This is a genomic window from Pseudoduganella aquatica (genome assembly GCF_020865585.1).
In the GTDB taxonomy this organism is placed as follows: domain Bacteria; phylum Pseudomonadota; class Gammaproteobacteria; order Burkholderiales; family Burkholderiaceae_D; genus Rugamonas; species Rugamonas aquatica_A.
The window spans coordinates 1,636,653-1,659,534 of record NZ_CP086370.1; the positions used below are offsets into that span (position 1 = coordinate 1,636,653).

A 22,882-nucleotide genomic window follows, 5' to 3' on the forward strand; every position below is an offset into this window, starting at 1 on the left:
GAAGTCACCTTAGAATACGAAATCCAGACCGGCTGCGACCACGGTCACGCTGTCTTTTTGGCCGGCGGCCGGCGTGAAGATCAGCTGGCCCGACTTGACCTTGGGCTTGACGCGGTCCACCTGCACCTTGAGCGCGAGCGACTTGGCGAAGTCCCAGCGCACGCCGACCAGGTTGGTCGACTGCTCGGGCGAGATCAGCAGGTTGTTGACGGCGGCGTTCAGCGCAGGAATCTTGGCCAGCGCGGCCGGCACGGTGATGGAGCTGCCCGAGCCCTTGCTGGCGGCGTGCGCGAAGTAGGGCAGCACTTTGCCGAAGCGGTAGGCGCCCATGGCGTACCAGGAATTGGTTTCCGGGATGTAGACCGGGTCGTGCGCGCGGCGCATCGCGTATTCGGTCTGGACCACGATATTGTTCCAGTCCAGCGCCAGGCCCAGCGAGGTGAAGCTCATCTTCTTGCCCTCGACGATGCCCAGATCCTGGCCCAGTTGGCCGAAGCCCACTTGCTTCAGGGTGGCGGCCAGGCTGTTGATCGGCAGCAGGTTGTCGCTGTTCAGTTCTGCGCGCAGATGGCCCAGGCGCACGGTCACGGGGCCGTGCTCGACGGCCAGGCTCACGCCCTGGGCCGGCGCGCGGTACTTGGCCACGGAGCCGCCGGCGGTCGGCACGAACAGCTTGCCGCGGCTGGAGCCGGCGAAGGCCTGCGCGGTGAAGTTGGTGTCGCCGAAGGCGTGCTGGTAGTTCAGGTCCACGCCGTCCACGTTTTCGATCGGATCCTGGCCGTAGACTTCAATCGGCGGCCGCATCATGGTGTTGGCGTAGCCCACGTTCTGGTAGTCGGAAATCAGGAAGGCCGGCATGACCATGCGGCCCACGCGGACATTGATCTCGTCGTTGACCTTCATTTTCAGGAAGGCCCAGGTCAGGTCGCTGGTGAAGCTGGGGCTGGTGTTCTTGCGCGTCAGCACCTGCGCGGTGCCGGACAGCCAGTCGTTGATCTTGTAGCTCGCTTGCAGGCCGAGGTTGCTGTCCAGGCCGATGCGCGGGCTGTCGCCCACGCCGGTGGCCTGGTTGTAGCGCGCGAACTGGGCGGTGTCGGTGTCGCTCTTGGCCACTGCCAGGGTGCCGAAACCGCTGATGCTCAGGTTGCCGTCGTCCAGCGAGCCGGCCTGGGCCTGCATGGCGCTGCAGGCAGCGAGGACGGATGCTACTAGAAGTTGCTTTTTCATCGGTAAGGGTTCCAATCACTTTATTTTTCAAAAGAGCGGCCAGCCCGGAGCGCCGCATGCGTTGCCTACCTTAGATGAATTTTCTTCAAGGCATGATTATGAAAACGTTGTACTGAACAAAGCCTCTAGATTTTTGTCGCTTTTTAGTACGGTTTTATGAATTTTTCGGCAAGTTTTCTGTGTTTTTGGCCGAACTTTCAAGGTTTGGAAAAAAACAGTAGGAGGTGGGGTTTTAACCGAAAGTAGTAATCCGCGTGCGCTGGCAACAGGCATTACAATAACGGCTTCCCTTACACTAGCCCGAGAACCCACATGGCCGTCAATTCCCCCATTCCTGTCGCTGCAGATCTGAAGCCGGTTGCCGGCATCGAGATCGGTTTTGCCGAAGCCGGCATCAAAAAGCCGAACCGCAAGGACTTGCTGGTGCTGCGCCTGGCGCCGGGCGCCACCGTGTCCGGCGTGTTCACGCTGAACCGCTTCTGCGCCGCGCCGGTGCAGATCTCGAAGGCCAACCTGGCGGCCGTGAACGCCGGCGGCGCGCCCATCCGCGCACTGATGGTCAACACCGGCAACGCCAACGCCGGCACCGGCGAAGAAGGCCTGGCGCGCGCGCAGCAGAGCTGCTCGGCGCTGGCTGAGCTGCTGGGCTGCGAAGCGGGCCAGATCCTGCCGTTCTCGACCGGCGTGATCCTCGAGCCGCTGCCGGTGGACCGCATCGTGGCCGGCCTGCCGAACGCCGTCGCCAACCTGACCGCCGACAACTGGTTCAATGCCGCCGAAGCCATCATGACCACCGACACCCAGCCGAAAGCCGGCTCGCGCACGGTGGACATCGCCGGCCACAAGGTCACGCTCACCGGCATCTCCAAGGGCGCCGGCATGATCAAGCCGAACATGGCCACCATGCTGGGCTTCCTGGCCTTCGACGCCAAAGTGGCGCAGCCGGTGCTGGACGTGCTGGTCAAGCAGGCCGCCGACCAGTCCTTCAACTGCATCACCATCGACGGCGACACCTCGACCAACGACTCCTTCATGCTGGTCGCCACCGGCGCCGGCACGCTGGAAGTGAACTCGGTCGATTCGCCGGAATACAAGGCCCTGGCCGCCGCCGTCACCGAGCTGTCCGTGTTCCTGGCGCAAGCCATCATCCGCGACGGCGAAGGCGCCACCAAGTTCATGACGATTACGGTGGAAGACGGCAAGAACGTGGAAGAATGCCGCAAGATCGCGTACTCCATCGCCCACTCGCCGCTGGTGAAAACCGCCTTCTTCGCGTCCGACCCCAACCTGGGCCGCATCCTGGCCGCCATCGGCTACGCCGGCGTGGACGATCTGGACGTGAGCAAGCTCAACCTCTACCTGGACGACGTGTGGGTGGCCAAGAACGGCGGCCGCAACCCGGACTACAAGGAAGAAGACGGCCAGCGCGTGATGAAGCAGAGCGAAATCGCGGTGCGCGTGAAGCTGGCGCGCGGCGGCGCGGCCGCCACCGTCTACACCTGCGACCTGTCGCACGACTACGTCAGCATCAACGCCGACTACCGTTCCTGATATGGCGACGCCCCTCGAACAATTCCTGGTGCGCGCCGAGGCCCTGCTGCAAAGGGTGGAAGCCATCCTGCCGCAAGCCCCGCGCGAGCCGGACTGGAAGCTGGGCTACGCCTACCGCTGGCGGCGCCGCAACGGCGGCGTCAGCCATCTGCAGGCGGTGGCGCACGTGTCCAGCATCGCGCTGGACGATCTGCACAACATCGCCCCGCAAAAAGCCGCCATCGAGCAGAATACGCGCCAGTTCGTGTCCGGCCGCCCGGCCAACAACGTGCTGCTGACGGGCGCACGCGGCACCGGCAAATCGTCGCTGATCAAGGCCTGTTTGAACCAGTTCGCGAAAGATGGCCTGCGTTTGATCGAAGTCGACAAGGCCGACCTGGCCGAGCTGCCGGATATCGTGGACCTGGTGGCGGGCCGCCCCGAGCGCTTCATCATCTTCTGCGACGACTTGTCCTTCGAGGAAGGCGAGAGCGGCTACAAGGCGCTGAAAGTGGCGCTGGACGGCTCCATCGCTGCCCAGTCCAACAACGTGCTGATCTACGCCACCTCCAACCGGCGCCACCTGATGCCGGAGCGCATGGCCGACAACATGAGCTACAAGCACGACGAGGACGGCGACCTGCATCCCGGCGAGACGGTGGAAGAGAAGATCTCCCTGTCCGAGCGCTTCGGCCTGTGGCTGTCGTTCTACGCCTTCAAGCAGGACGACTACCTCGACATCTGCGCCCACTGGCTGGCCAGCTTCGGCTGCACGCCGGAGCAGGCGGAAGCGGCACGCGGCGACGCCCTGCGCTGGGCGCTGCAGCGCGGTTCGCGTTCCGGCCGCGTGGCCTGGCAGTTCGCCAAGGACTACGCCGGCAAACTACCCGAAGAAAGCAAGTGAATGACTGACAAGAAAGTGGACGTCGCAGTCGGCATCCTGATCAAGCCGAACGGCGACGTGCTGCTGGGCCAGCGCCCGGCGGGCAAGCCCTATGACGGCTACTGGGAATTCCCCGGTGGCAAAGTCGATCCGGGCGAGACGGTGCTCGAGGCGCTGAAACGGGAGTTTGTGGAAGAGCTGGGGCTGACGGTGAACAGCGCGCAGGAATGGTGCGGCGTGGAATACGTGTACCCGCACGCCCACGTGCGGCTGCATTTCTACATCAGCCGCGACTGGCACGGCGAACCGCAGAGCCTGGAAGGGCAGGCCTTCGCGTGGCAAGGCACGGTCGGCCTGGAGCCGTTGCTGCCCGCCACGATACCGCTGCTCGAATGGCTGGACCAGATCCGCCACGACCCAACAGCCTTGCCGTAGCCAAAAAAGGGGTCAGGGTTAGTTTCCCGGTACCGGAAAACTAACCCTGACCGCTTATTCTTCGTCGAGGGGATCGCGGGGCGGAGCGGCGGGAATGGCGTATTTTTCCTCGGCCCAGGCGCCCAGGTCGATTTGTTTGCACCGTTCGGAACAGAAGGGGCGGTATTTGTTTTTTTCAGTCCACTCCACTTTGGCGGAGCAGGTTGGGCAATCAACTACGGTCATGGCGGTTCTTTAAAAATTACAGAGCGTGAGCTCGAATGGTACATCTTCTTCCAGCGGCTTGGGTTTCAGATCGCCGCCTTGGGTGGTGAATCTGACCCACAGCATATATTTATTGGCCGATATTTCCGGTATCGCGCCCATGCTTTCATCCAGGGTCAGCCGCAGCATCTGGTAGACCTTGCCTTGCAGCATTTGCTGGTAGCTGCCGGCGTTGGCGATCATTTTAACCGGGCCGCCCGAGTCGCGCAGCAGGCGCAGCACCAGGGCCAGGGCGTCGAACAGCGGCGCCAGCGGGGCGAACCAGCCGGCGATGTCGTTGAAGCGCTGCTCGGCGCTGCGTTTTTGCCAGGCGTAGTAGGACGGCAGGTCGAATTCGCAGGCGCCGCCGGGGATGATGGTGCGGCCGCGTATGCTCATCAGCCATTCGTTGTCGCGCACGTTCTGGCCGGTTTTGCCTTGCGCGGCGACCAGGGCGCTGCTCACGCTGTCCACTTCGGACAGGATGGCGTCCAGCGTTTCAGCCTGTACATTCGGGTTGGAACGGTAGCTCAGCAATGTCTGGCGCTGGCGCTCCAGTTCCTGCAGCAGGTCCGACTTGAGGTCCGCCCGGCCTGCCACTTCGAGCATGTCGAAGATCGTGGCCAGCGCGACGTGGTGCTGCATGGGGTGTTCTTGATGCACAAAGAACTTGAATTTCTCGTACAGGTCTTCCAGCCGCAACAACGTGCGTATGCGCTCGTTGAAAGGGTATTCGTAGACAATCAAAATGACTTCCCTCTATAGATGGGCCTGCAAAGAATTCCGTGATTCTGAACCAAGCGAAGCAAAATTACAAACGTTGCGATGGTATTGTTATCGTTCCTGCCGAAAATGCCAGGTATAAATGGTGTAATCGCGCAATTTGCGGGTCCAGTGCGGTTAAATCCCCCTCATTATTAATGATATCGTCCGCTGCCGCCAATCGTGCGGAGCGCGGCGCCTGCGCCGCCATAATGGCTTGCACCTGGCTGGCCGTCATCTGGTTGCGCGCCATCACGCGCGCCACCTGCGTCGCCTCCGGGCAGTCCACCACCAGCACGCGCTGCACCCGGCTGCGCCAGCTGCCGGACTCGACCAGCAGCGGCACGTCGTAGATCACATAGGGGCCGGTGGCGGCCGCGCCCGCCGCTTCGGCGGCGCTGCGTATCATGGGGTGCAGGATGGCTTCCAGCCTGGCCTTGGCGGTGGCGTCGCTGAACACCAGCGCGCGCATGCGGGCGCGGTCCATGGCGCCGCTGGCGTCGGCGAATTCGGGGCCGAATTCGGCCACCAGGGCCGGCATGGCCGGGCCGCCGGCCACCGTCATGCTGTGCGCGATGCGGTCGGTGTCGACAATGGTGGCGCCCAGCGCGGCGAAGCGCGTGGCCACCGCGCTCTTGCCGCTGCCGATGCCGCCGGTCAGGCCGACGCTGAATTTTACCGTCTTGTCCACGTGCGCTTAATGGCCCAGCACGCTGGAGGTGAAGGCCGCCAGCGGGCCGCCGTACATCAGCGTGATCAGGCCGGCCACCGCCAGGTAGGGACCGAAGGGAATGGGGTTGTTGCGGCCGCGCTTGGCGAACACCATCAGGCTGATGCCCACCACCGCGCCCACCACGGACGACAGCAGGATAATGGTCGGCAGCGTCGCCCAGCCCAGCCAGGCACCCAGCGCGCCCAGCAGTTTGAAGTCGCCGTAGCCCATGCCTTCCTTGCCGGTGGCCAGCTTGAACAGCCAGTAGATGGACCACAGCGCCAGGTAGCCGGCCGCCGCTCCTATCACGGCGTCCTGCAGCGGCACGAAGGTGCCGTTGATGTTGATCAGCAGGCCGGCCCACAGCAGCGGCAGGGTCAGGTCGTCCGGCAGCAGCTGGGTGTCGGCGTCGATAAAGGTCATGGCGATCAGCATGTAGGCGAACAGCAGGGTGGCCAGGCCCATCCAGCCGCTGCCAAACTGCCACACCAGGGCTGCCGACAGCAGACCGGTCAGCGCTTCGATAATGGGGTAGCGCGGCGAGATCGGCGCCTTGCAGTTGCTGCATTTCCCGCCCAGCACCAGGTAGCTGGCGACGGGGATGTTTTCCAGCGCGGTGATCTGGTGCTTGCAGTGCGGGCAGGCCGAGCGCGGCACCACCAGGTTGTAGCGTTCGGTGTGCGGCAGTTCCTTGCCCATTTCGGACGCCACGTAGTTGTCCGACTCGCGTTGCATCATGATGGGCACGCGGTGGATAACGACGTTCAGGAAGCTGCCGATCAGCAGGCCGAAGATGCCGGCCGCGATGGCGGCGATCAGGGTGGCGGGCGGGGCAAACAGCAAGATATCCTGCATCGCTAGGGTTCCGTTGGTTTTTATGTGGGGACAGTATAAGGCAGGGCGGGCCTCAAAACAGTTGCAGCAGCGCCATTTTTTCATAGAGGGTGGCGCGCGAAATGCCGAGCAGGCGCGCGGCCTCGGTTTTCTTGCCGCCGGCCGCCGCCAGGGCCGCTTCGATGGCGCCGCGTTCGGCTGCCGCCACCGCCTGCGCCAGCGGCTGCACCACACCAGGCGCGCCCGTCCTGGCCGCCGCCAGCCGGGGCAGGATGGTGTCGAAGTCGTCCGCCACCAGGCGCCGGTTGTCGCTGTGCAGCACGGCCTTTTCCAGCACGTTGCGCAGCTCGCGCACATTGCCGGGCCAGTCGTAGCCGCCCAGGCGCTGCAGGGCGCCCGGCGTCAGTTCGCGCCGCGCCATGCCGGTGCGCTCGGCGATCTGCTCCAGCGCGCCTTCGCACAGCGCTTCCAGGTCGGCGATGCGCTCGCGCAGCGGCGGCAGCGTGATGGACAGCACGTTCAGCCGGTAGTACAGGTCGCGCCGCAGCCGCCCTTGGGCCAGCGCCTGCACCAGGTCGATGCTGGTGGCGGCGATGATGCGCACGTCCACCTTGATCACCTTGTTCGAGCCCAGCGGCTCCACCTCCTGCTCCTGCAGCACGCGCAGCAGCTTGGCCTGGATCTGCAGCGGCATGTCGCCCACCTCGTCCAGGAACAGGGTGCCGCCGTGCGCCAGCTTGAACTTGCCATCGCGGCCGCGCTTGTCGGCGCCGGTGTAGGCGCCCGGCGCGGCGCCGAAGAATTCGGACTCGAGCAGCGCTTCGGGAATGGCGGCGGCGTTCACGGCGATAAAGGGCTGGCTGGCGCGCGCCGAGCTGGCGTGGATGGCTTGCGCCAGCAGTTCCTTGCCGGTGCCGGTTTCGCCCAGCAGCAGCACGGTGCTGCCCAGTTGCGCCGCGCGCCGCGCCTGGCGCTTCACGTCCAGGCTGGCCGGGCTGTTGCCCACATAGCTGGCCAGGGTGTAGCGCGGGCGGCGATCCTGCACCAGCAGGCGCCGGGTTTCCGCCAGCTCGTCCTGCAATTGCGAGAACTTGCCCAGCAGCGGCTTCAAGTGGTGCAGCTTGTCGTACAGGCAGATGCCGACCGCGCCTATCACTTTGCCGTCCGGCCCGGTCAGCGGCAGGCGCGACACCACAAAGGTTTCGCTGCCGAAGGCCATCAGGTCGAGCAGGATGGGCTCGCCGCTCTTGACCACCTGGCGCATCAGGCTGTTTGGGATGATCTCCTCCACGTCGCGGCCCAGCAGGGATTGCGGGTCGCTATAGCCCAGCATTTGCAGGTATTTGTCGTTGCACCAGACGATGCGGGCTTCGGTGTCGACCGCGATGGTGCCTTCGCACAGTGCGTCCAGCCGCTCCAGCAGTTTGGGAATGGCCAGGTGGCGCAGTCCGCCTGCGCCCGGATTTTCGGTAAACCAGTGCATCAAGTCCATTGCGGCGGCCAGGCAAAAAGGCTGATTCTGGCCCCGGTCGCGTGAACTGTCCAGTGTTCCATACACAATGTCTGGATTTCCGGACGTTTTTCTGCGTAGTTTTGCGTAGTTTGTCCGCCTATCCAGACAATATGCATTTCAGCCTCACCCCGGCATCACCAGCGCTTATATCTAACTGCTTGAATTTACAGGGTTTTGTGCTCCAGGCATGGATAGTGCTTTAGACAACGTTCTACGTTATGCCTTGGAGTGTGTATGAGTTTTCTGATTGTGCTGCTGGCGCTGGTCTTCCTGATGGTGGTCGCCTACCGCGGCTTCAGCGTCATCCTGTTTGCCCCGGTGGCGGCCATGCTGGCCGTGCTGCTGACCGATCCCGGCCTGGTGCCGCCCATGTTCACCAGCGTCTTCATGGACAAGATGGTGGGCTTCGTCAAACTGTATTTCCCGGTCTTCCTGCTGGGCGCGGTGTTCGGCAAGGTGATCGAACTGTCCGGCTTTTCCAAGTCCATCGTGGCGCTGATCATCCGGCTGGTGGGGCGCGAGCGCGCCATGCTGGCCATCGTGCTGGTGTGCGCGGTGCTGACCTACGGCGGCGTGTCGCTGTTCGTGGTGGTGTTCGCCGTCTATCCCTTCGCGGCCGAGATGTTCAGGCAAAGTAACATCCCCAAGCGCCTGATCCCCGGCACCATCGCGCTGGGCGCCTTCACCTTCACCATGGACGCGCTGCCCGGCACGCCGCAGATCCAGAACATCATCCCGACCTCCTTTTTCCAGACCGACACCTGGGCCGCGCCCTGGCTGGGCGTGATCGGTTCCGTGTTCATCCTGACTGTGGGCCTGGCCTACCTGGAATGGCGCCGCCGCCAGGCGCTGGCCAAGGGCGAGGGCTACGGCACGGGCCACAGCAACGAGCCGGAGGAGTTCACGCAGCAGACCCTGCCGCATCCGGTGCTGGCGCTGCTGCCGCTGGTGCTGGTGGGCGTGCTGAACAAGGTCTTCACCGTGATGATTCCGCTCTACTACGGCAAGAGCCACAGCCTGCAGCTGGCTGGCGCGGCCAAGCCCGTCGTGACCGAAGTGTCGAAAGTGGCGGCCATCTGGGCCGTGGAAGCGGCGCTGCTGGTGGGTATCGCCAGCGTACTGCTGCTGGCTTTCGGCACCGTGCGCCGCCGCTTCGCCGAGGGCAGCAAGCTGGCCATCTCGGGCGCGCTGCTGGCGTCCATGAACACCGCCTCCGAGTACGGCTTTGGCGCCGTCATCGCCGGCCTGCCGGGCTTCCTGGTGGTGGCGGACGCGCTGCGCGCCGTGCCCAATCCCCTGGTCAACGAAGCGATCGCTGTCACCTCGCTGGCTGGCATCACGGGCTCGGCGTCGGGCGGCATGAGCATTGCGCTGGCCGCCATGTCGGACACCTTCATCCAGGCCGCCACCGCCGCGCATATTCCGATGGAAGTGCTGCACCGGGTGGCCGCCATGGCCAGCGGCGGCATGGACACGCTGCCGCACAACGGCGCGGTGATTACCCTGCTGGCCGTCAGCGGGCTGACGCACAAGGTGTCCTACGGCGACATCTTCGCCGTCACCTGCATCAAGACCATGGCCGTGTTCGTGGTCATCGGCACCTACTACGCGTTCGGCATTTACTAAGGAGCTTGCCATGTTGAAGAACAAATCCGCCATCGTCACCGGCTCCACCAGCGGCATCGGCCTGGGCATTGCCCGCGCGCTGGCCTCGCAGGGCGCCAACGTCATGCTGAACGGCTTCGGCGACGCGGCAGAGATTGAAACCATCGCCGCCGAACTGCGCGCGCTGGGCGTGCAGGTGCGGCACAGCGCGGCCGACATGGCCCAGCCGGAGCAGATCGCGGCCATGGTGGCCGAAGCCACGGCGGCCTTTGGCGCGGTCGACATCCTGGTCAACAACGCCGGCATCCAGCACACGGCGCCGGTGCACGAGTTTCCGCTGGAGCAGTGGGACCGCATCATGGCCATCAACCTGTCGTCCAACTTCCACGCCATCCGCGCGGCGCTGCCGCAGATGCAGCAGCGCGGCTGGGGACGCATCATCAACGTGGCCTCGGTGCACGGGCTGGTGGCGTCGGTGAACAAGTCGGCCTATGTGGCGGCCAAGCATGGCGTGGTGGGGCTGACCAAGGCGGTGGCGCTGGAGAATGCGCGCACTGGGGTGACTTGCAACGCCATCTGCCCGGGCTGGGTGCTGACGCCGCTGGTGCAGAAGCAGATCGACGACCTGGCCGCGCGCGCCGCCCTGAGCGCGGACGAAGCGCGCGCCAAGCTGCTGGGCGAAAAGCAGCCCTCGCAGGAATTCGCCACGCCCGAGCAGATCGGCGCGCTGGCCGTGTTCCTGTGCAGCGCGGCGGCCGACCAGATCCGCGGCGCGGCCCTCAATATGGACGGCGGCTGGGCCGCGCAGTAGGGCTGCGCCCCTTACACCACCGACCCAAGCTTGAAGATGGGCAGGTACATGGCAATCACCAGGCCGCCGATCAGCACGCCCAGGATGACCATGATGAGCGGCTCCATCAGGCTCGACAGCGAGGCCACGGCCTCGTCCACTTCGTCCTCGAAGAAGTCGGCCACCTTGCCCAGCATGGCGTCCAGCGAGCCGGATTCCTCGCCGATGGAGACCATCTGCGTCACCATATTCGGGAACACGTCGGCGTTCTGCATGGCCACCGTCAGGCTGGTGCCGGTGCTCACTTCCTTCTGGATGCGGCGCGTCGCTTCAAGGTAGACGATGTTGCCCGACGCGCCGCCCACCGAGTCGAGCGACTCCACCAGCGGCACGCCGGCGGCGAACATGGTGGCCAGCGTGCGCGTCCAGCGCGCGATGGTGGCCTTGCGTATCACCTCGCCGAAGATGGGCAGCTTGAGCAGGGTCACGTCCATAAAGCGCTGCACCTGCGGCGAGCGCTTCCAGGCCTGGAAGAAGAAATACAGCGAGCCGAACAGGCCACCGAAGATCAGATACCAGTAGGACACGAAGAATTCGGAGATGGCCATCACCGCCAGCGTGGGCGCGGGCAGGTCGGCGCCGAAGCTGGCGAACACCTGCTTGAACGCCGGCACCACCCAGATCATGATGACGGCCGTGACGATGAAGGCCACGCCCAGGATGGACACCGGGTAGGTCAGGGCGGACTTGATCTTGCCCTTCATGGCCAGCGTCTTTTCCTTGTAGATCGCCAGCCGCGTCAGCAGGTCTTCCAGGATGCCGGCCTGTTCGCCGGCGCCCACCAGGTTGCAGAACAGCGGGTCGAAATACAGCGGGAACTTGCGGAAGGCCTGGTTCAGGCTGGTGCCGGTCTCGATGTCGGCGCGCAGGTCCATCACCAGCTTGGCCACCGACGGGTTGGCGTGGCCTTTGCCGACGATGTCGAAGGACTGCAGCAGCGGCACGCCGGCCTTCATCATGGTGGCCAGCTGCCGCGTGAACAGGGAAATGTCTTTCTCGGTGACCTTCTTGCCGCTGCGGTAGACCTTCTTCTTGACCTTGGTCACCATGATGCCCTGGCGCCGCAAGGTCACGTTGACCACGGCCTCGCCGCCGGCACGCAGCTCGCCGCGCACGGTCTTGCCGGTTTTGTCCTTGCCTTCCCAGGCGAAGACCGATTCCTTGACCGGGCTGCCCGGGGTGCTGGTTGTGGCCATGATTTACTTCCTATTCATTGGTGCAGCCGAGGACTTCCTCGAGGCTGGTCAGCCCGTTTTTCACTTTGACCAGGCCGGACTGGCGCAAGGACTTCACGCCTTCGCTTTCCGACTGGGCCGCAATCTGCATCGAGTTGCCGTGCGCCAGGATGATGCTCTCGATGGCCGGGGTGATCGGCATGATCTGGTAGATGCCGACCCGGCCCTTGTAGCCGCCGCCGTTGCAGCGCTCGCAGCCCACCGGGCCGTAGGGCTTCCAGCTGCCGTCCAGCTCCTCCGGCTTGTAGCCCGCTTTCAGCAGCAGCTCGTTGGAGATCTCCACCGGCTGCTTGCAGGTGCACAGGCGGCGCGCCAGGCGCTGCGCCGTGATCAGCACCACCGAGGAGGCGATGTTGAACGGCGCCACGCCCATATTCATCAGCCGCGTCAGCGTGGACGGCGCGTCGTTGGTGTGCAGCGTGGAGAACACCATGTGGCCGGTCTGCGCCGCCTTGATGGCGATGTCGGCCGTTTCCAGGTCGCGGATCTCGCCCACCATGATGATGTCCGGATCCTGGCGCAGGAAGGATTTCAGCGCCACCGGGAAGGTCAGCCCGGCGCGGTCGTTCACGTTCACCTGGTTCACGCCCGGCAGGTTGATCTCGGCCGGATCCTCGGCGGTGGAGATGTTGATGCCGGGCTTGTTCAGGATGTTCAGGCAGGTGTACAGCGACACCGTCTTGCCCGAGCCGGTCGGCCCGGTCACCAGCACCATGCCGTAGGGGCGCTGGATGGCGTCCAGCAGGATTTCCTTCTGGTCCGGGTCGTAGCCCAGCGAGTCGATGCCCATCTGGGCCTGGGTCGCGTCCAGGATACGCATCACGGTTTTTTCGCCGAACAGCGTGGGCAGCGTGGACACGCGCAAATCGATGGTCTTGGTGGGCGAGACGATCAGACGCATGCGGCCGTCCTGCGGCACGCGCTTTTCCGAGATATCCAGCTTGGCCAGCACCTTGATGCGCGACACCAGCTTGTCCTTGATCGACACCGGCGGCTGCGCGTGCTCCAGCAGCACGCCGTCCACGCGGAAGCGGATGCGGTAGAACTTCTCGAAGGGTTCGAAATGCAAGTCCGAGGCGCCCATGCCCACCGCGTCCATCAGCATCTTGTTGAGGAAGCGCACGATGGGCGCGTCTTCCACCTCGTTGGCGGCCTGCTCGGCGGCGGCCGACGGCGCTTCGTTTTCCTCGGCGAACTGGATGTCCTGCTCGTCGCCGGCCAGCTCGGTCAGGCTTTGTTCGGCGCTGCGGTTCAGGCTGGCCAGCATGGCCAGCAGGGCGTCGTGCGCCACGATCACCGGTTCCACCGAGGACTCGGTCTGGAACTTGATCTGGTCCAGCGCCTGGATATTGGTCGGGTCCGAAATGGCCACCGACATCTTGTTGCCGCGCTTGGCCAGCGCCACCACGCGCTGCGTCTGCATCAGCTTGGCGTCGATGATCTTGGGCGGCAGCGCGTCGATGCTGAAGGCGGCCAGGTCCATCAGCGGATAGGCGAACGTTTCCGAACAGAAGTAGGCCAGATCGCGGGCCTGGATGGTGTTGCTGGCCAGCAGCGTGTCGATAAACGGCAGCTTGTCGGCCTGCGCCTTCTTTTGCAGCGCATCCGCCTGCGCGGGCGTGAGCCGGCCGGCTTGCATCAAGGCCCGCGCCAGTCCCGCCATGGGGGCGCTGGACGCCGTATTGGGTTGAACTGCTGCCATAGAAGCGCGCTGTCAGGAAAGACTACATAAGGAGGCTGGCTCTGGGGCCATCCACCGGATGATGCCCGTGGGCATCACTTTTGTAAAGCGGCATGCGTACCGTGCGCGGCTAGCGGCCCACCTTCCTAGCCCGCCCGTATCAATTTCACGACTTTGATGGCCTGGTTCTGCACTTGCACCACTTCCACCACGCAGCCGCCGAGCCGCACGCTGATGGCCGCCTCCGGAATTTCCTGCAAATATTCGAGCAGCACGCCATTCAATGTTTTCGGCCCATCCAGCGGGAAGTTTAATCCCAGACGCTTATTGATGTCACGCAAGGCCGTGGTGCCGTCGAGCAGGCAGTCGCCGGACGCGGTCCAGCTGAAGCTGTCGGCGCGCGCGGCGCCCGGAGTTGATGTCGTAAATTCACCGATCATTTCCTCGATGATATCGTCCAGCGTCACCAGGCCCTGCACTTCGCCGTACTCGTCGACGATGATGCCCAGGCGCTCCTTGTTCTCCTGGAAGTACTGCAGCTGGGCGAACACGCCGGTGTCCTGCGGAATGAAGTAGGGCTCCGACAGCAGAGCGCGGAAGTGCTCGGCGCTCAGCTCCTCGTCCTGCGTCAGCAGCGCCATCGCCTTGCGCACATGCAGGATGCCGATGATCTGGTTGATCTCGCCTTCGTAGACCGGCAGCTTGTTGTGGTAGCAGGTGGTCAGCTGCTGCTTGATCTCCTCCACCGGCGCGGCCAGGTTCAGCGCCTCGATCTGGGCGCGCGGCGTCATCACGTCCTCCACCGAAATGGCTTCCAGGTCGAACAGGTTGAGCAGGATGCTTTTGTGTTTTTGCGGAATGAAGTTGCCGCCTTCGAGCACCAGCGAGCGCAGCTCCTCGGGCGACAAGCGGGTGTCGCGCAGCGGCGTGCCCATCTTGACGCGGAACAGCTTGAGCACCACGCCCACGAACAGGTTGGTGAACCAGATCACCGGCTTGGCCGCCGCCATCATGGGCCTCAGGATGGTGGCCGTGGGCAGGGCGATCTGCTCGGGGTAGGTCGCGCCTATCATCTTGGGCGAGATTTCGGCGAACACCACCAGCAAGAAGGTCATGCAGGCGGTGGAAGCGACGATCAGCCATTCGTCGTAGCCGAAGGTGTGGATGACGATGGCCGTGACCAGGGCGATGGCGGTGGCGTTGATCAGCGTATTGGCGATCAGCACCAGCGACAGCAGCTTGTCAGTGCGGTCCAGCAGCCACAGGGTGGCCACGGCGCGCCGGCTGCCGCGCTTGGCCTGGTGGCGCAAACGGTAGCGGTTGGCCGCCATCAGGGCGGTTTCGGCCATGGCGAAGAACGCCGAGCATAGTATCAGGAAAGCAAGCGCAAGAAATTGCGCCCATATGGGAACGGTATCCAAGGGTCACCGTGAAGAAACAGGCATGATGGGGTGTAACTGGTCAGGCGTGACCGGCCCAGAGCGGGAAGCAGCACAATGCTGCTTCAGAATTGTGGATTTTAAGTCAAGCCCAGCCGGGGTGCAAGCTGCAAGGTTACAATTGCCTATCACACCACTAAGGAGTTTCGGCATGAATCGACCTCGCGTTCGCGCCCTGGCGTCGTCTGCCCTGGCGCTCGCCTCGGCGCTCTGCTGCGCACCGTCCGCCCAGGCCGCCACCCTGACGGTAGGCCCCGGCATGGCGTATGCGCGGCCCTGCCTGGCCTTTGCGGCCGCCCGCAGCGGCGACACGGTGGAGATTGAAGCCGGCGCGTATCCGGGCGAGCTGTGCCGCATTGCGCCCAACTTCCTCACCATCCGAGGCATGCGCGGCCGGGTCCGCATCGACGCGCAGGGGCGCGGGGCGGAAGGCAAGGGTGCCTGGATTATCGCCGGCAACGATGTGACGGTGGAGAACGTGGAGATCTTCAACACCAGGGTGGCCGACAAGAACGGCGCCGCGCTACGCATCGAAGGCAGCAACTTCACGCTGAAGAACAGCTTCCTGCACGACAACGAAAACGGCGTGCTGACCGGGGCCTCGCCCACCAGCCGCATCGTGATTGAAAACAGCGAGTTCGGCCACAACGGCGACGGCAGCGGCCAGACCCACAACGTCTATGTGGGCGACGTGGCCAGCCTGACCTTCCGCTTCAACTTCTCGCACGACGCCAACATCGGCCACAACCTGAAGTCGCGCGCGCGCATCAACACCATTATCTACAACCGCTTTTCCAGCCTGGCGCCGGGAGAAAAAGGCAGCACCGCCGCCGGCCGGCCCAGCTTCGAGATCGACCTGCCCAACGCGGGCGCGGCCTATGTGATGGGCAACATCATCGAGCAGCCGGCCGACAACGACAACAACACCCTGCTCGCCTACGGCAATGAGGCCAGCGGCGCGAACGACATGCTGTACGTGATGAACAACACCTTCCTCAACGACGACAAGCGCAACGGCGTGTTTGTGCGGGTGCACGAACGCGTGAAGGCGCGCGCGCACATCCAGAACAATATCTTCGCAGGCAAGGGCATCATCACCAACCAGGCCGGCGCGGTGGACAAGCACAACTATGCGGCAATGGAGGTGGACTTCGTCGACCGCGCCAACTACGTGCTGGTGCCGACCGAGAACGCGAAAATCATCAACGCGGGCGCGGAGCCGCCCATGCTGCCGTCCGGCGTGGCGCTGCGGCCCATCATGCAGTACAAGCACCCGGCCAGCGGCATGCAGCGCCCGGCGGTGGGGGCGCTGGACATCGGCGCTTACCAGGCGGTGATCGTGGAGAAGAGCAAGAAGAGCTGGTACGAAGGGCTGCTGAAGTAAGCTGCGGGGCGCGGTGTCAGCTCAGCATGCGCAGGAAGGCGCTGATCACCGGCGCATTGGTCAGGTCGATCAGGAAGCCTCCGGTGGGTGGCACGATGGTGGTGGCGCGCGGCGCGGGGCCGCGCTGGCGCGTAATGGCGTCCATGGCGGCCACTGCGGTGGCGGTGGAGCCGATGCCGTAGCCCGCCAGGCCTGCCGTGGCCACGCCCGCCTCGTGATTGCGGCCCAGCAGCGGCCACACCACGGCGGCGCAGAACAGCAGCGTAAGCGCGATATTGACGGCCAGGATGGCGAGCATGGGGCCGGCCACCGTGGCCAGGTCGGCCAGGTTCAGCGAGGCCAGCGTGACGGCCAGGAACAGCGGCAGCAGCACCGCCGCGATGCGCGCGATGGTCTCGCCGCGCAGCCAGCCGCCGCCCAGCGCGTCATGGATGGCGCGCACCGCAAAGCCCACCAGCAGCGCGCCCATATAGGCGGGCAGGGCGGCGCCGGCGCGGTCCAGGCCGAAGCTCACCCAGGCGCCGGCTTTCACGCAGGCCGCCACCAGCAGCAGGTGCAGCACCGCTCCGCGCCCCAGCGCCGCCAGCGCGCGCACGTCCGCTACAAAATTCGCTACCGCAGGCGCCGCAGCGGGCCGGCCAGCCGCGCCGGTAGCGCCAGCCGCCGCCGTGCCGGCCGTGCCGTCCTGGGCGATCGCTGCCGTTTCCCGCGCTGGAATCGGCGAGACCTTGCGCAGCAGCCACGCTCCCAGTGGCCCGGACAGCAGCGCCCCGGCAACCAGCCCGAAGGTGGCGGCGGAAGCGCCGATGGCGGCGGCCGACGCCAGCCCGGCCTGCTCGAAGCGCGACGCGAATCCCAGCGCCGTGCCGTGCCCGCCCACCAGCGTGAGCGAGCCGCAAGCCACGCCCAGCAGGGCAGGCGCGCCCAGGGCAACGGCCACCGCCGCGCCGGCCGCATTCTGCACCGCCGCCAGCACCGTGGTCGCCAGCAGCAGCACGACCAGCATGCGTCCGCCGCCCAGCAGCATGCGCAGCGGCGCGCCCAGTCCCACGCAAGTGAAGAAGGCGATCAGCAGCGGCAAATTGAGATTCTTGGCCGGACGCGCCAGCCATTCGATATCGGGTGTCACCAGCCAGGTCCACCATCCGGCGCTGACCTTGGTGCCGAAACTGACCGTGGCCAGACCGGATAAATTGATGCACAGGCAGGCCGCGCTGAACAGCAGCCCGCCTGCGACGGGGACAGGAATATTAATGCGCGCCAGCAGCGGTATCCGCTTCAGTAGCCATTCCCCCAGCAACAGGATGGGGATGGCGAGCAGCAGCAAAAACCAGGGGGAGTATGCTGGCGTCATAGGCGCTTACTTCTTCGCGCTCAGGCATTCCTTCATGAAGGCTTTGCGTTCATCGCCTTTCTTGCCGGTGGCGTCGGCGTTGCAGGTTTTCATTTTGTCTTGCTGGGTGACGGGGGCGGCAGGCTTGGCGCTCAAGCACTCCTTCATGAAAGCCTTGCGTTCGTCGCCCTTTTTGCCGGCCGCGTCGGCATTGCAGGTCGCCATTTTGGACTGCTGCGAATTCTTCGGCGCCGAAGCTGCCGCCGATGCGGACGCAGACGCCGATGCCGGGGCGGACGCGGGCGCGGCAAAGGCGGACGCGGCGAAACCGAAAGCAGCGATAACAGCAATAATTTTCTTCATGTCGTATTCCTGTAAAGTTGAGTGGCGGAACTGCTAAGGCTAACTATACGACAGTATTTCCCATTCCATGGTATCTAAGTGTTTCGTATGCAACACATCTGAAAGGAGCGCGCTATGCAAACTTTGGGCAAATGGATGATGGCCGCCGCCGCTGGCGGCGTACTGGCGCTGGCCGCCGGCTGCAGCACCAGTGGAGGCGGCGCTGCAGCGTCGGGCGCCTCGCTGACAGGCACCTCGTGGCAGCTCGCCGAGCTGGGCGGCCAGCCGGGCGGCAAGCAGTCGCTGAACTTCGACGCAGCGAAAGGCATGGTAACGGGCAGCGGCGGCTGCAACAACTTCACCGGCGCCTACCAGTGGAGCGGCAAGTCCCTGAAGATGGGGCCGCTTGCCTCCACCCGCCGCGCCTGCCTGGACGACGCCAGCGGCAAGCAGGAGAACGCCTACCTGCAAGCACTGGACGCCACCCGCACCTGGCAAGTGGAAGGCAAAACACTCATCCTGAGCGGCGACAGCGGCCAGCTGGCCCGGTTCACCGCGCAATAACAAGGATCAGGTTCGCCTCCGCGTTGCCAGCGTATATGCCTGGCCCTTGTCGCGTTTGGCAACGCTCAATACGAGCACGGTAATCGTCTGGTCTATGACTTCGTAGACCAGGCGGTATCCGAGGTCACGCAGTTTGATTGTGTACACGTTGTGCATATCCGGCCCATGCAGCCTGGCCGAGGGCACATGAGGCTCGGTCTTCGTTGAATTCGAGGCTATAAGTCATCGAGGGAGACTTTCACAGTCTTGCCCCCTCTTCGCTGGCGGACTAATTCGGCAAGGTCGAGATCTTCCAGTTTTTCCAGGATGGCCTCGAACGCTTCCGCAGGAACCAGATAGGCGGCTGGGCGATTGTGGTTCAGTATCGCAACGGGCATTCCGCCAGCCTCCTCAATGACGGCGCCAGGATTGCGGCGCAGCTCCGTAATGCTGACCGTTGTGGAAGCGAAGATGGAATTTGTAAGCGCCATATTTATACCTGAGATGACATTATTTGGTGCATTATTTGACGTATTATTTCGTTCAATAATATGCTCGACCCAGCCCGGCCGCAAGCTGCATACGCAAGGGTGGGGACGATTCCGCTAACTTTCTGGGGGGGCAGGATGGGCAAACAGGCTGGTGTGGTTAAGGGCGCCTTGATGGCGTTGCTCGCGCTCGCGGCGGGGAATGCTCTAGCGGCCGAAGCGGGCAAGCCGGACCAGGCGCTGCTGGCCAAGGCTGAGCAATCCAGGCCGGAGGCGTTGAAGCTGCTGGAGCGGCTGGTCAATATCGACTCGGGCACCTTCAATGGGGCCGGGCTGGACCGTGTTGGCGCCATCGCGCAGGAGGAGCTGGTGCGGCTGGGCTTCAAGGTGGAAACCTTCCCGGCCGCGCCTGCGCAGAGCCGCAACATCCAGGCCACGCTGGCCGGCACCGGCAAAGGCCGCATCCTGCTGGTGGCGCATATGGACACCGTGTTCCCGGACGGCGCAGCCGCCGCGCGTCCGTTCCGCATCGACGGCGCGCGCGCCTACGGCCCCGGCATCATGGATGACAAGGGCGGTATCGTGGTGGCGCTGGCGGCGCTGAAAGTGCTGAAGCAGTCCGGCTACGCGGGCTACGGCAAGATCACCGTGCTGCTCAACACCAACGAGGAAACCGGCTCGCACGGCACGCGCACGCTGATGGAGAAGCTGGCCAGGGAGCATGACGTGGCGCTGAACCTGGAGCCCGGCCGCCCAGCCGACGGCCTGGTGGTGGTGCGCAAAGGCAGCGGCGAGATCGAGCTGGAAGTGAGCGGCAAGGCAGCGCACGCGGGCGTGGCGCCGGACTCGGGCCGCAACGCGGCCATGGAAGCGGCGCACCAGATGCTGCAGCTATCCAAGCTGGCGGACGCCAGCAAGCAGACCACGGTTAATTTCACGGTCATCAAATCGGGCGAGCGCAGCAACGTGATCCCGGACCACGCGGCGGTGCAGGCGGACGTGCGCGTGGCCGTGCCGGAAGAATTCGACCGCGTCGAGCAGGACCTGGCGCGCATCTCGGCCAACCATTTGATACCGGACACCAAGGTCAGCGCCAAGTTGCGCCGGGGCTTCCCGCCCATGCCGAAAAGTCCGGTCACGGACGCCGTCGCTGCCAAGGCGCAGGCGGTCTACGCGGAACTGGGGCGCAAGCTGACGCTGGAAAGCTCCGGCGGCGCGGCCGATTCCAGCCTGACCTATGCCGCCGGCGTAGCGACCATAGACGGCCTGGGCATCGTCGGCGGCGCCATCCATACGCCGGAGGAATACGCGGAGGTGGACAGCATCGGACCGCGCGTTTATTTGCTGGCGCGGCTGATACAGAAGTATGGCAGGTAGCGGTGGCGCTTGGCGGGTTACGGCGCGGCGCGCCTAACCCGCCCTACGGTTCCTAGGCTTATGACGATCGCGTAGGGCGGGTTAGGCGCAGGGCGCCGTAACCCGCCGCACCGGCTTATGCTTCGGCCACCAGCGCGATGGCGGCGCGGGTGGCGCCGGCGATGATGTCTTCGCGGTACTTGGCGTCTTCCTGGCCATGCGCTGTGTAGATGGCGATGACGATGGGCGCTTTACCGGGCGGCCAGATCACGGCGATGTCGTTGCGCGCGCCGTAGGCGCCGCCGCCGGTCTTGTCGCCCACGGTCCAGCCGGCCGGCGTGCCGGCGCGTATCATCTTGCCGCCGGTGGTGTTGCCTACCAGCCATTCCTTGAGCTGCTGGCGCTGCGGCGCGGGCAGGGCGTCGCCCACCACCAGCGCTTGCAGGCTGCGCATCATCGCTTGCGGCGTGGTGGTGTCGCGCGGGTCGCCGGGGATGGCGGTGTTGAGCTCGGTTTCCCAGCGGTCGAGGCGGAATTCGGTGTCGCCTACGCTGCGCGCGAAGGCCGTCACCGCTTCCGGGCCGCCCAGCACTTTCATCAGCAGATTGGCGGCAGGGTTGTCGCTGTATTGCACCGTGGCGGCGCACAGATCCTCCACCGTCATGCCCTTGGCGATGCGCTCGCCGGTGATGGGCGCGTGCGGCACCAGGTCTTTTTCGGTGTAGTGGATACGCCGCTGCAGCAGCGACGGATCGCTGGCGCTGCGCTGCAAGATGGCGGCGGCCAGCACGGCCTTGAAGGTGCTGCACAGCGGGAAGCGTTCGCCGGCGCGGTGGCCGGCCTGCTTGCCGTTGGACAGGTTGATGGCGGCCACGCCCAGGCGGCCGCCCAGGTCTTTTTCCAGCGCCGCGAAGGCGGGCACGGTGGCATCGGCGGCGAAGGCGTCCAGGCTGACGAAGGGGGCGAGGGCGGCAGCGCCCAGGAAGTCCCGGCGCTGCATCAGCTGCCCCGGTAGGTGGAGTAGGACCAAGGCGACACCACCAGCGGCACGTGGTAGTTCTGCGCCGGGTCGGCAATGCCGAAGGCCAGCGTGACGAGGTCGATAAAGCGCGGCGACGGCAGTTCCACGCCCTGGGCAGCGAAGTAGTCGCCGGCGTTGAACACCAGCTCGTACTGGCCGGCCTTCATGGTGTCGCCTTCCAGCAGCGGGCCGGCGCAGCGGCCGTCGGCGTTGGTGATGTCCATCTTCAGCAAGACCTTGCCTTCAGGCTTGACCTCGAACAGCGCCACTTTCACTCCCGCGCCCGGCTTGCCGGCCGATGTGTCGAGCACGTGCGTACTGAGTTTTCCCATAATGCATCCTATATTCGTTGAGTGAATCACGATATCGTATAAATCTTATACTGATGTCGGCAATGCCATATATTATTGGCGGATGAGCACTTACGACAACTACCCCCGCGATATGACCGGCTACGGCCGCACGCCACCCCATGCGCAATGGCCGGGCGGCGCCCGCGTGGCGCTGCAGTTCGTCCTCAATTACGAAGAAGGGGGCGAGAACAACGTCCTGCACGGCGACCCCGCTTCCGAAACTTTCCTGTCCGAGATCATAGGCGCTGCGGCGTTTCCGATGCGCCACCTTAGCATGGAGAGCATCTACGAGTATGGCTCGCGCGCCGGCTTGTGGCGGCTGCTGCGCATGTTCGAGGACCGCAAGCTGCCGCTGACCATTTTCGGCGTCTCCATGGCGCTCAAGCGCAACCCGGAGGCGGTGGCCGCCTTCCTGGAACTGAAGCACGAAATCGCCTGCCACGGCCTGCGCTGGATTTCCTACCAGAACGTGGACGAGGCCACCGAGCGCGCCCACATGAAGGAGGCGGTCGAGATCATCAAGGAGCTGACCGGCAGCGCGCCGCAGGGCTGGTACACGGGCCGCGATTCGCCGAACACCCACAAGCTGGTGCTGGAACACGGCGGCTTCCGCTACGACGCCGACCATTACGGCGACGACTTGCCGTTCTGGCTGCCGGTGGCGCACAAGGACGCGGCGGGCCTGGACGTGGTGAGCCAGCAACTGATCGTGCCTTACACGCTGGACACCAACGACATGCGCTTCGCCGCCATGCAGGGTTTCAACTCCGGCACCCAGTTCTTCGACTACCTGAAGGACGCCTTCGACACCCTGTACGCCGAGGGCGATCCGAACGGCCTGAACCAGCCGAAGATGCTGTCCATCGGCCTGCATTGCCGCCTGGTGGGCCGCCCCGGCCGCGCCGCCGCGCTGGCGCGCTTCCTCGACTATGTGCAGAGCCACGACAAAGTGTGGATTACGCGCCGCATCGACATCGCCGAGCACTGGCACGCGACCCATCCGTTTTAAAGGCCGGGGTCAGACCCGTCGGGTCTGACCCCAGTAGTTGAATTGGAAGATATCCGACATCATCGGAATAATATAAGTAACGAGGCCCGTGAACTGCTAATCTT

23 protein-coding genes are annotated in these 22,882 nt (G+C 64.7%); 9 read left to right on the forward strand and 14 right to left on the reverse strand.

What is annotated here, in order from left to right; all coding sequences use genetic code 11:
* Positions 1–9 precede the first annotated feature (9 nt).
* Positions 10–1,227, reverse strand: coding sequence for a porin (locus tag KT882_RS07220; RefSeq protein ID WP_161072612.1), 1,218 nt, complete (start codon positions 1,225–1,227; stop codon positions 10–12).
* Positions 1,228–1,539: 312 nt separating this feature from the next.
* Between KT882_RS07220 and argJ the strand changes: the two genes are divergently transcribed.
* From argJ to mutT, 3 genes are read left to right on the forward strand one after another with little or no spacing between them, the layout of a single operon-like run.
* Positions 1,540–2,778, forward strand: a complete 1,239-nt coding sequence (gene argJ / locus KT882_RS07225; RefSeq protein ID WP_161072611.1) for a bifunctional glutamate N-acetyltransferase/amino-acid acetyltransferase ArgJ — start codon at positions 1,540–1,542, stop codon at positions 2,776–2,778.
* Position 2,779: 1 nt separating this feature from the next.
* Entirely contained in the window at positions 2,780–3,661 is an 882-nt protein-coding gene (locus tag KT882_RS07230) for an ATP-binding protein (RefSeq protein ID WP_228895106.1), read from the forward strand.
* A complete protein-coding gene (gene mutT / locus KT882_RS07235; protein ID WP_161072609.1) occupies positions 3,662–4,075 on the forward strand; it encodes an 8-oxo-dGTP diphosphatase MutT in 414 nt (137 codons plus the stop codon).
* 54 nt (positions 4,076–4,129) lie between these two features.
* On the opposite strand, the gene yacG is transcribed toward mutT, so the two are convergent.
* The 5 genes from yacG to KT882_RS07260 form a co-directional block, all read right to left on the reverse strand.
* Positions 4,130–4,300, reverse strand: a complete 171-nt coding sequence (gene yacG / locus KT882_RS07240) for a DNA gyrase inhibitor YacG (RefSeq protein ID WP_228895108.1) — start codon at positions 4,298–4,300, stop codon at positions 4,130–4,132.
* A gap of 9 nt (positions 4,301–4,309) precedes the next feature.
* Positions 4,310–5,065, reverse strand: a complete 756-nt coding sequence (gene zapD / locus KT882_RS07245; RefSeq protein ID WP_228895110.1) for a cell division protein ZapD — start codon at positions 5,063–5,065, stop codon at positions 4,310–4,312.
* A gap of 64 nt (positions 5,066–5,129) precedes the next feature.
* The gene (gene coaE / locus KT882_RS07250) at positions 5,130–5,771 is read right to left on the reverse strand and encodes a dephospho-CoA kinase (protein WP_161072606.1); all 642 of its coding nucleotides are present in this window, start codon (positions 5,769–5,771) and stop codon (positions 5,130–5,132) included.
* A gap of 6 nt (positions 5,772–5,777) precedes the next feature.
* Positions 5,778–6,647, reverse strand: coding sequence for a prepilin peptidase (locus tag KT882_RS07255; RefSeq protein ID WP_161072605.1), 870 nt, complete (start codon positions 6,645–6,647; stop codon positions 5,778–5,780).
* 52 nt (positions 6,648–6,699) lie between these two features.
* A complete protein-coding gene (locus KT882_RS07260) occupies positions 6,700–8,118 on the reverse strand; it encodes a sigma-54 interaction domain-containing protein (RefSeq protein ID WP_228895111.1) in 1,419 nt (472 codons plus the stop codon).
* A 255-nt stretch (positions 8,119–8,373) separates the two neighbouring features.
* Between KT882_RS07260 and KT882_RS07265 the strand changes: the two genes are divergently transcribed.
* Positions 8,374–9,765 carry a GntP family permease gene (locus KT882_RS07265; RefSeq protein ID WP_161072604.1) on the forward strand — a complete coding sequence of 464 codons (1,392 nt, stop codon included), beginning with the start codon at positions 8,374–8,376 and terminating at the stop codon, positions 9,763–9,765.
* A gap of 10 nt (positions 9,766–9,775) precedes the next feature.
* On the forward strand, positions 9,776–10,555 hold the full coding sequence (locus tag KT882_RS07270) for a 3-hydroxybutyrate dehydrogenase (RefSeq protein WP_161072603.1): 780 nt from the start codon (positions 9,776–9,778) through the stop codon (positions 10,553–10,555).
* Between the two features lie 11 nt (positions 10,556–10,566).
* Here KT882_RS07270 and KT882_RS07275 read toward each other — a convergent pair whose 3' ends face one another.
* The 3 genes from KT882_RS07275 to KT882_RS07285 all read right to left on the reverse strand — a co-directional run bounded on the left by KT882_RS07275 (position 10,567) and on the right by KT882_RS07285 (position 14,931).
* On the reverse strand, positions 10,567–11,790 hold the full coding sequence (locus tag KT882_RS07275) for a type II secretion system F family protein (protein WP_161072602.1): 1,224 nt from the start codon (positions 11,788–11,790) through the stop codon (positions 10,567–10,569).
* A gap of 10 nt (positions 11,791–11,800) precedes the next feature.
* The gene (pilB, locus tag KT882_RS07280) at positions 11,801–13,531 is read right to left on the reverse strand and encodes a type IV-A pilus assembly ATPase PilB (RefSeq protein ID WP_161072601.1); all 1,731 of its coding nucleotides are present in this window, start codon (positions 13,529–13,531) and stop codon (positions 11,801–11,803) included.
* A 125-nt stretch (positions 13,532–13,656) separates the two neighbouring features.
* On the reverse strand, positions 13,657–14,931 hold the full coding sequence (locus KT882_RS07285; protein ID WP_161072600.1) for an HlyC/CorC family transporter: 1,275 nt from the start codon (positions 14,929–14,931) through the stop codon (positions 13,657–13,659).
* 169 nt (positions 14,932–15,100) lie between these two features.
* Here KT882_RS07285 and KT882_RS07290 point away from each other — a divergent pair, with 169 nt between their 5' ends.
* On the forward strand, positions 15,101–16,333 hold the full coding sequence (locus KT882_RS07290; protein WP_228895112.1) for a right-handed parallel beta-helix repeat-containing protein: 1,233 nt from the start codon (positions 15,101–15,103) through the stop codon (positions 16,331–16,333).
* Positions 16,334–16,349: 16 nt separating this feature from the next.
* Here the strand turns inward: KT882_RS07290 and KT882_RS07295 are convergent, their stop codons facing one another.
* Positions 16,350–17,687 (reverse strand): sodium/glutamate symporter, encoded by a 1,338-nt coding sequence (locus KT882_RS07295; RefSeq protein WP_228895113.1) that lies wholly within the window; start codon positions 17,685–17,687, stop codon positions 16,350–16,352.
* A 6-nt stretch (positions 17,688–17,693) separates the two neighbouring features.
* Entirely contained in the window at positions 17,694–18,029 is a 336-nt protein-coding gene (locus tag KT882_RS07300) for a PsiF family protein (protein ID WP_228895115.1), read from the reverse strand.
* A gap of 114 nt (positions 18,030–18,143) precedes the next feature.
* On the opposite strand from KT882_RS07300, the gene KT882_RS07305 reads away from it, so the two are divergent.
* The gene (locus KT882_RS07305; RefSeq protein WP_161072597.1) at positions 18,144–18,572 is read left to right on the forward strand and encodes an META domain-containing protein; all 429 of its coding nucleotides are present in this window, start codon (positions 18,144–18,146) and stop codon (positions 18,570–18,572) included.
* Positions 18,573–18,787: 215 nt separating this feature from the next.
* Here the strand turns inward: KT882_RS07305 and KT882_RS07310 are convergent, their stop codons facing one another.
* Complete coding sequence (locus KT882_RS07310; protein ID WP_161072596.1) at positions 18,788–19,042, reverse strand: type II toxin-antitoxin system Phd/YefM family antitoxin; 255 nt, start codon at positions 19,040–19,042, stop codon at positions 18,788–18,790.
* A gap of 171 nt (positions 19,043–19,213) precedes the next feature.
* Here KT882_RS07310 and KT882_RS07315 point away from each other — a divergent pair, with 171 nt between their 5' ends.
* Complete coding sequence (locus KT882_RS07315) at positions 19,214–20,416, forward strand: glutamate carboxypeptidase (protein ID WP_228895117.1); 1,203 nt, start codon at positions 19,214–19,216, stop codon at positions 20,414–20,416.
* Positions 20,417–20,531: 115 nt separating this feature from the next.
* On the opposite strand, the gene bla is transcribed toward KT882_RS07315, so the two are convergent.
* Entirely contained in the window at positions 20,532–21,395 is an 864-nt protein-coding gene (bla, locus tag KT882_RS07320; RefSeq protein WP_228895118.1) for a class A beta-lactamase, read from the reverse strand.
* Complete coding sequence (uraH, locus tag KT882_RS07325; RefSeq protein ID WP_161072593.1) at positions 21,395–21,748, reverse strand: hydroxyisourate hydrolase; 354 nt, start codon at positions 21,746–21,748, stop codon at positions 21,395–21,397. Before uraH ends, bla begins: the two co-directional genes overlap by 1 nt.
* Before the next feature lie 82 nt (positions 21,749–21,830).
* Here uraH and puuE point away from each other — a divergent pair, with 82 nt between their 5' ends.
* Positions 21,831–22,778: an allantoinase PuuE gene (gene puuE / locus KT882_RS07330; protein WP_161072592.1), complete on the forward strand. Its 948-nt coding sequence runs from the start codon at positions 21,831–21,833 to the stop codon at positions 22,776–22,778.
* Positions 22,779–22,882: the final 104 nt, after the last annotated feature.

What these genes read in the sequence shown, in the direction of transcription:
- KT882_RS07270 (WP_161072603.1), top strand. Translation starts at nt 9,776, where the DNA reads ATGTTGAAGAACAAATCCGCCATCGTCACCGGCTCCACCAGCGGCATC.
- KT882_RS07260 (WP_228895111.1), bottom strand. Translation starts at nt 8,118, where the DNA reads ATGGACTTGATGCACTGGTTTACCGAAAATCCGGGCGCAGGCGGACTG.
- KT882_RS07300 (WP_228895115.1), bottom strand. Translation starts at nt 18,029, where the DNA reads ATGAAGAAAATTATTGCTGTTATCGCTGCTTTCGGTTTCGCCGCGTCC.
- KT882_RS07310 (WP_161072596.1), bottom strand. Translation starts at nt 19,042, where the DNA reads ATGGCGCTTACAAATTCCATCTTCGCTTCCACAACGGTCAGCATTACG.
- argJ (WP_161072611.1), top strand. Translation starts at nt 1,540, where the DNA reads ATGGCCGTCAATTCCCCCATTCCTGTCGCTGCAGATCTGAAGCCGGTT.
- uraH (WP_161072593.1), bottom strand. Translation starts at nt 21,748, where the DNA reads ATGGGAAAACTCAGTACGCACGTGCTCGACACATCGGCCGGCAAGCCG.
- KT882_RS07255 (WP_161072605.1), bottom strand. Translation starts at nt 6,647, where the DNA reads ATGCAGGATATCTTGCTGTTTGCCCCGCCCGCCACCCTGATCGCCGCC.
- KT882_RS07305 (WP_161072597.1), top strand. Translation starts at nt 18,144, where the DNA reads ATGCAAACTTTGGGCAAATGGATGATGGCCGCCGCCGCTGGCGGCGTA.
- mutT (WP_161072609.1), top strand. Translation starts at nt 3,662, where the DNA reads ATGACTGACAAGAAAGTGGACGTCGCAGTCGGCATCCTGATCAAGCCG.
- pilB (WP_161072601.1), bottom strand. Translation starts at nt 13,531, where the DNA reads ATGGCAGCAGTTCAACCCAATACGGCGTCCAGCGCCCCCATGGCGGGA.
- KT882_RS07220 (WP_161072612.1), bottom strand. Translation starts at nt 1,227, where the DNA reads ATGAAAAAGCAACTTCTAGTAGCATCCGTCCTCGCTGCCTGCAGCGCC.
- yacG (WP_228895108.1), bottom strand. Translation starts at nt 4,300, where the DNA reads ATGACCGTAGTTGATTGCCCAACCTGCTCCGCCAAAGTGGAGTGGACT.
- KT882_RS07265 (WP_161072604.1), top strand. Translation starts at nt 8,374, where the DNA reads ATGAGTTTTCTGATTGTGCTGCTGGCGCTGGTCTTCCTGATGGTGGTC.
- KT882_RS07230 (WP_228895106.1), top strand. Translation starts at nt 2,780, where the DNA reads ATGGCGACGCCCCTCGAACAATTCCTGGTGCGCGCCGAGGCCCTGCTG.
- puuE (WP_161072592.1), top strand. Translation starts at nt 21,831, where the DNA reads ATGAGCACTTACGACAACTACCCCCGCGATATGACCGGCTACGGCCGC.
- KT882_RS07315 (WP_228895117.1), top strand. Translation starts at nt 19,214, where the DNA reads ATGGCGTTGCTCGCGCTCGCGGCGGGGAATGCTCTAGCGGCCGAAGCG.
- KT882_RS07290 (WP_228895112.1), top strand. Translation starts at nt 15,101, where the DNA reads ATGAATCGACCTCGCGTTCGCGCCCTGGCGTCGTCTGCCCTGGCGCTC.
- KT882_RS07275 (WP_161072602.1), bottom strand. Translation starts at nt 11,790, where the DNA reads ATGGCCACAACCAGCACCCCGGGCAGCCCGGTCAAGGAATCGGTCTTC.
- KT882_RS07295 (WP_228895113.1), bottom strand. Translation starts at nt 17,687, where the DNA reads ATGACGCCAGCATACTCCCCCTGGTTTTTGCTGCTGCTCGCCATCCCC.
- bla (WP_228895118.1), bottom strand. Translation starts at nt 21,395, where the DNA reads ATGCAGCGCCGGGACTTCCTGGGCGCTGCCGCCCTCGCCCCCTTCGTC.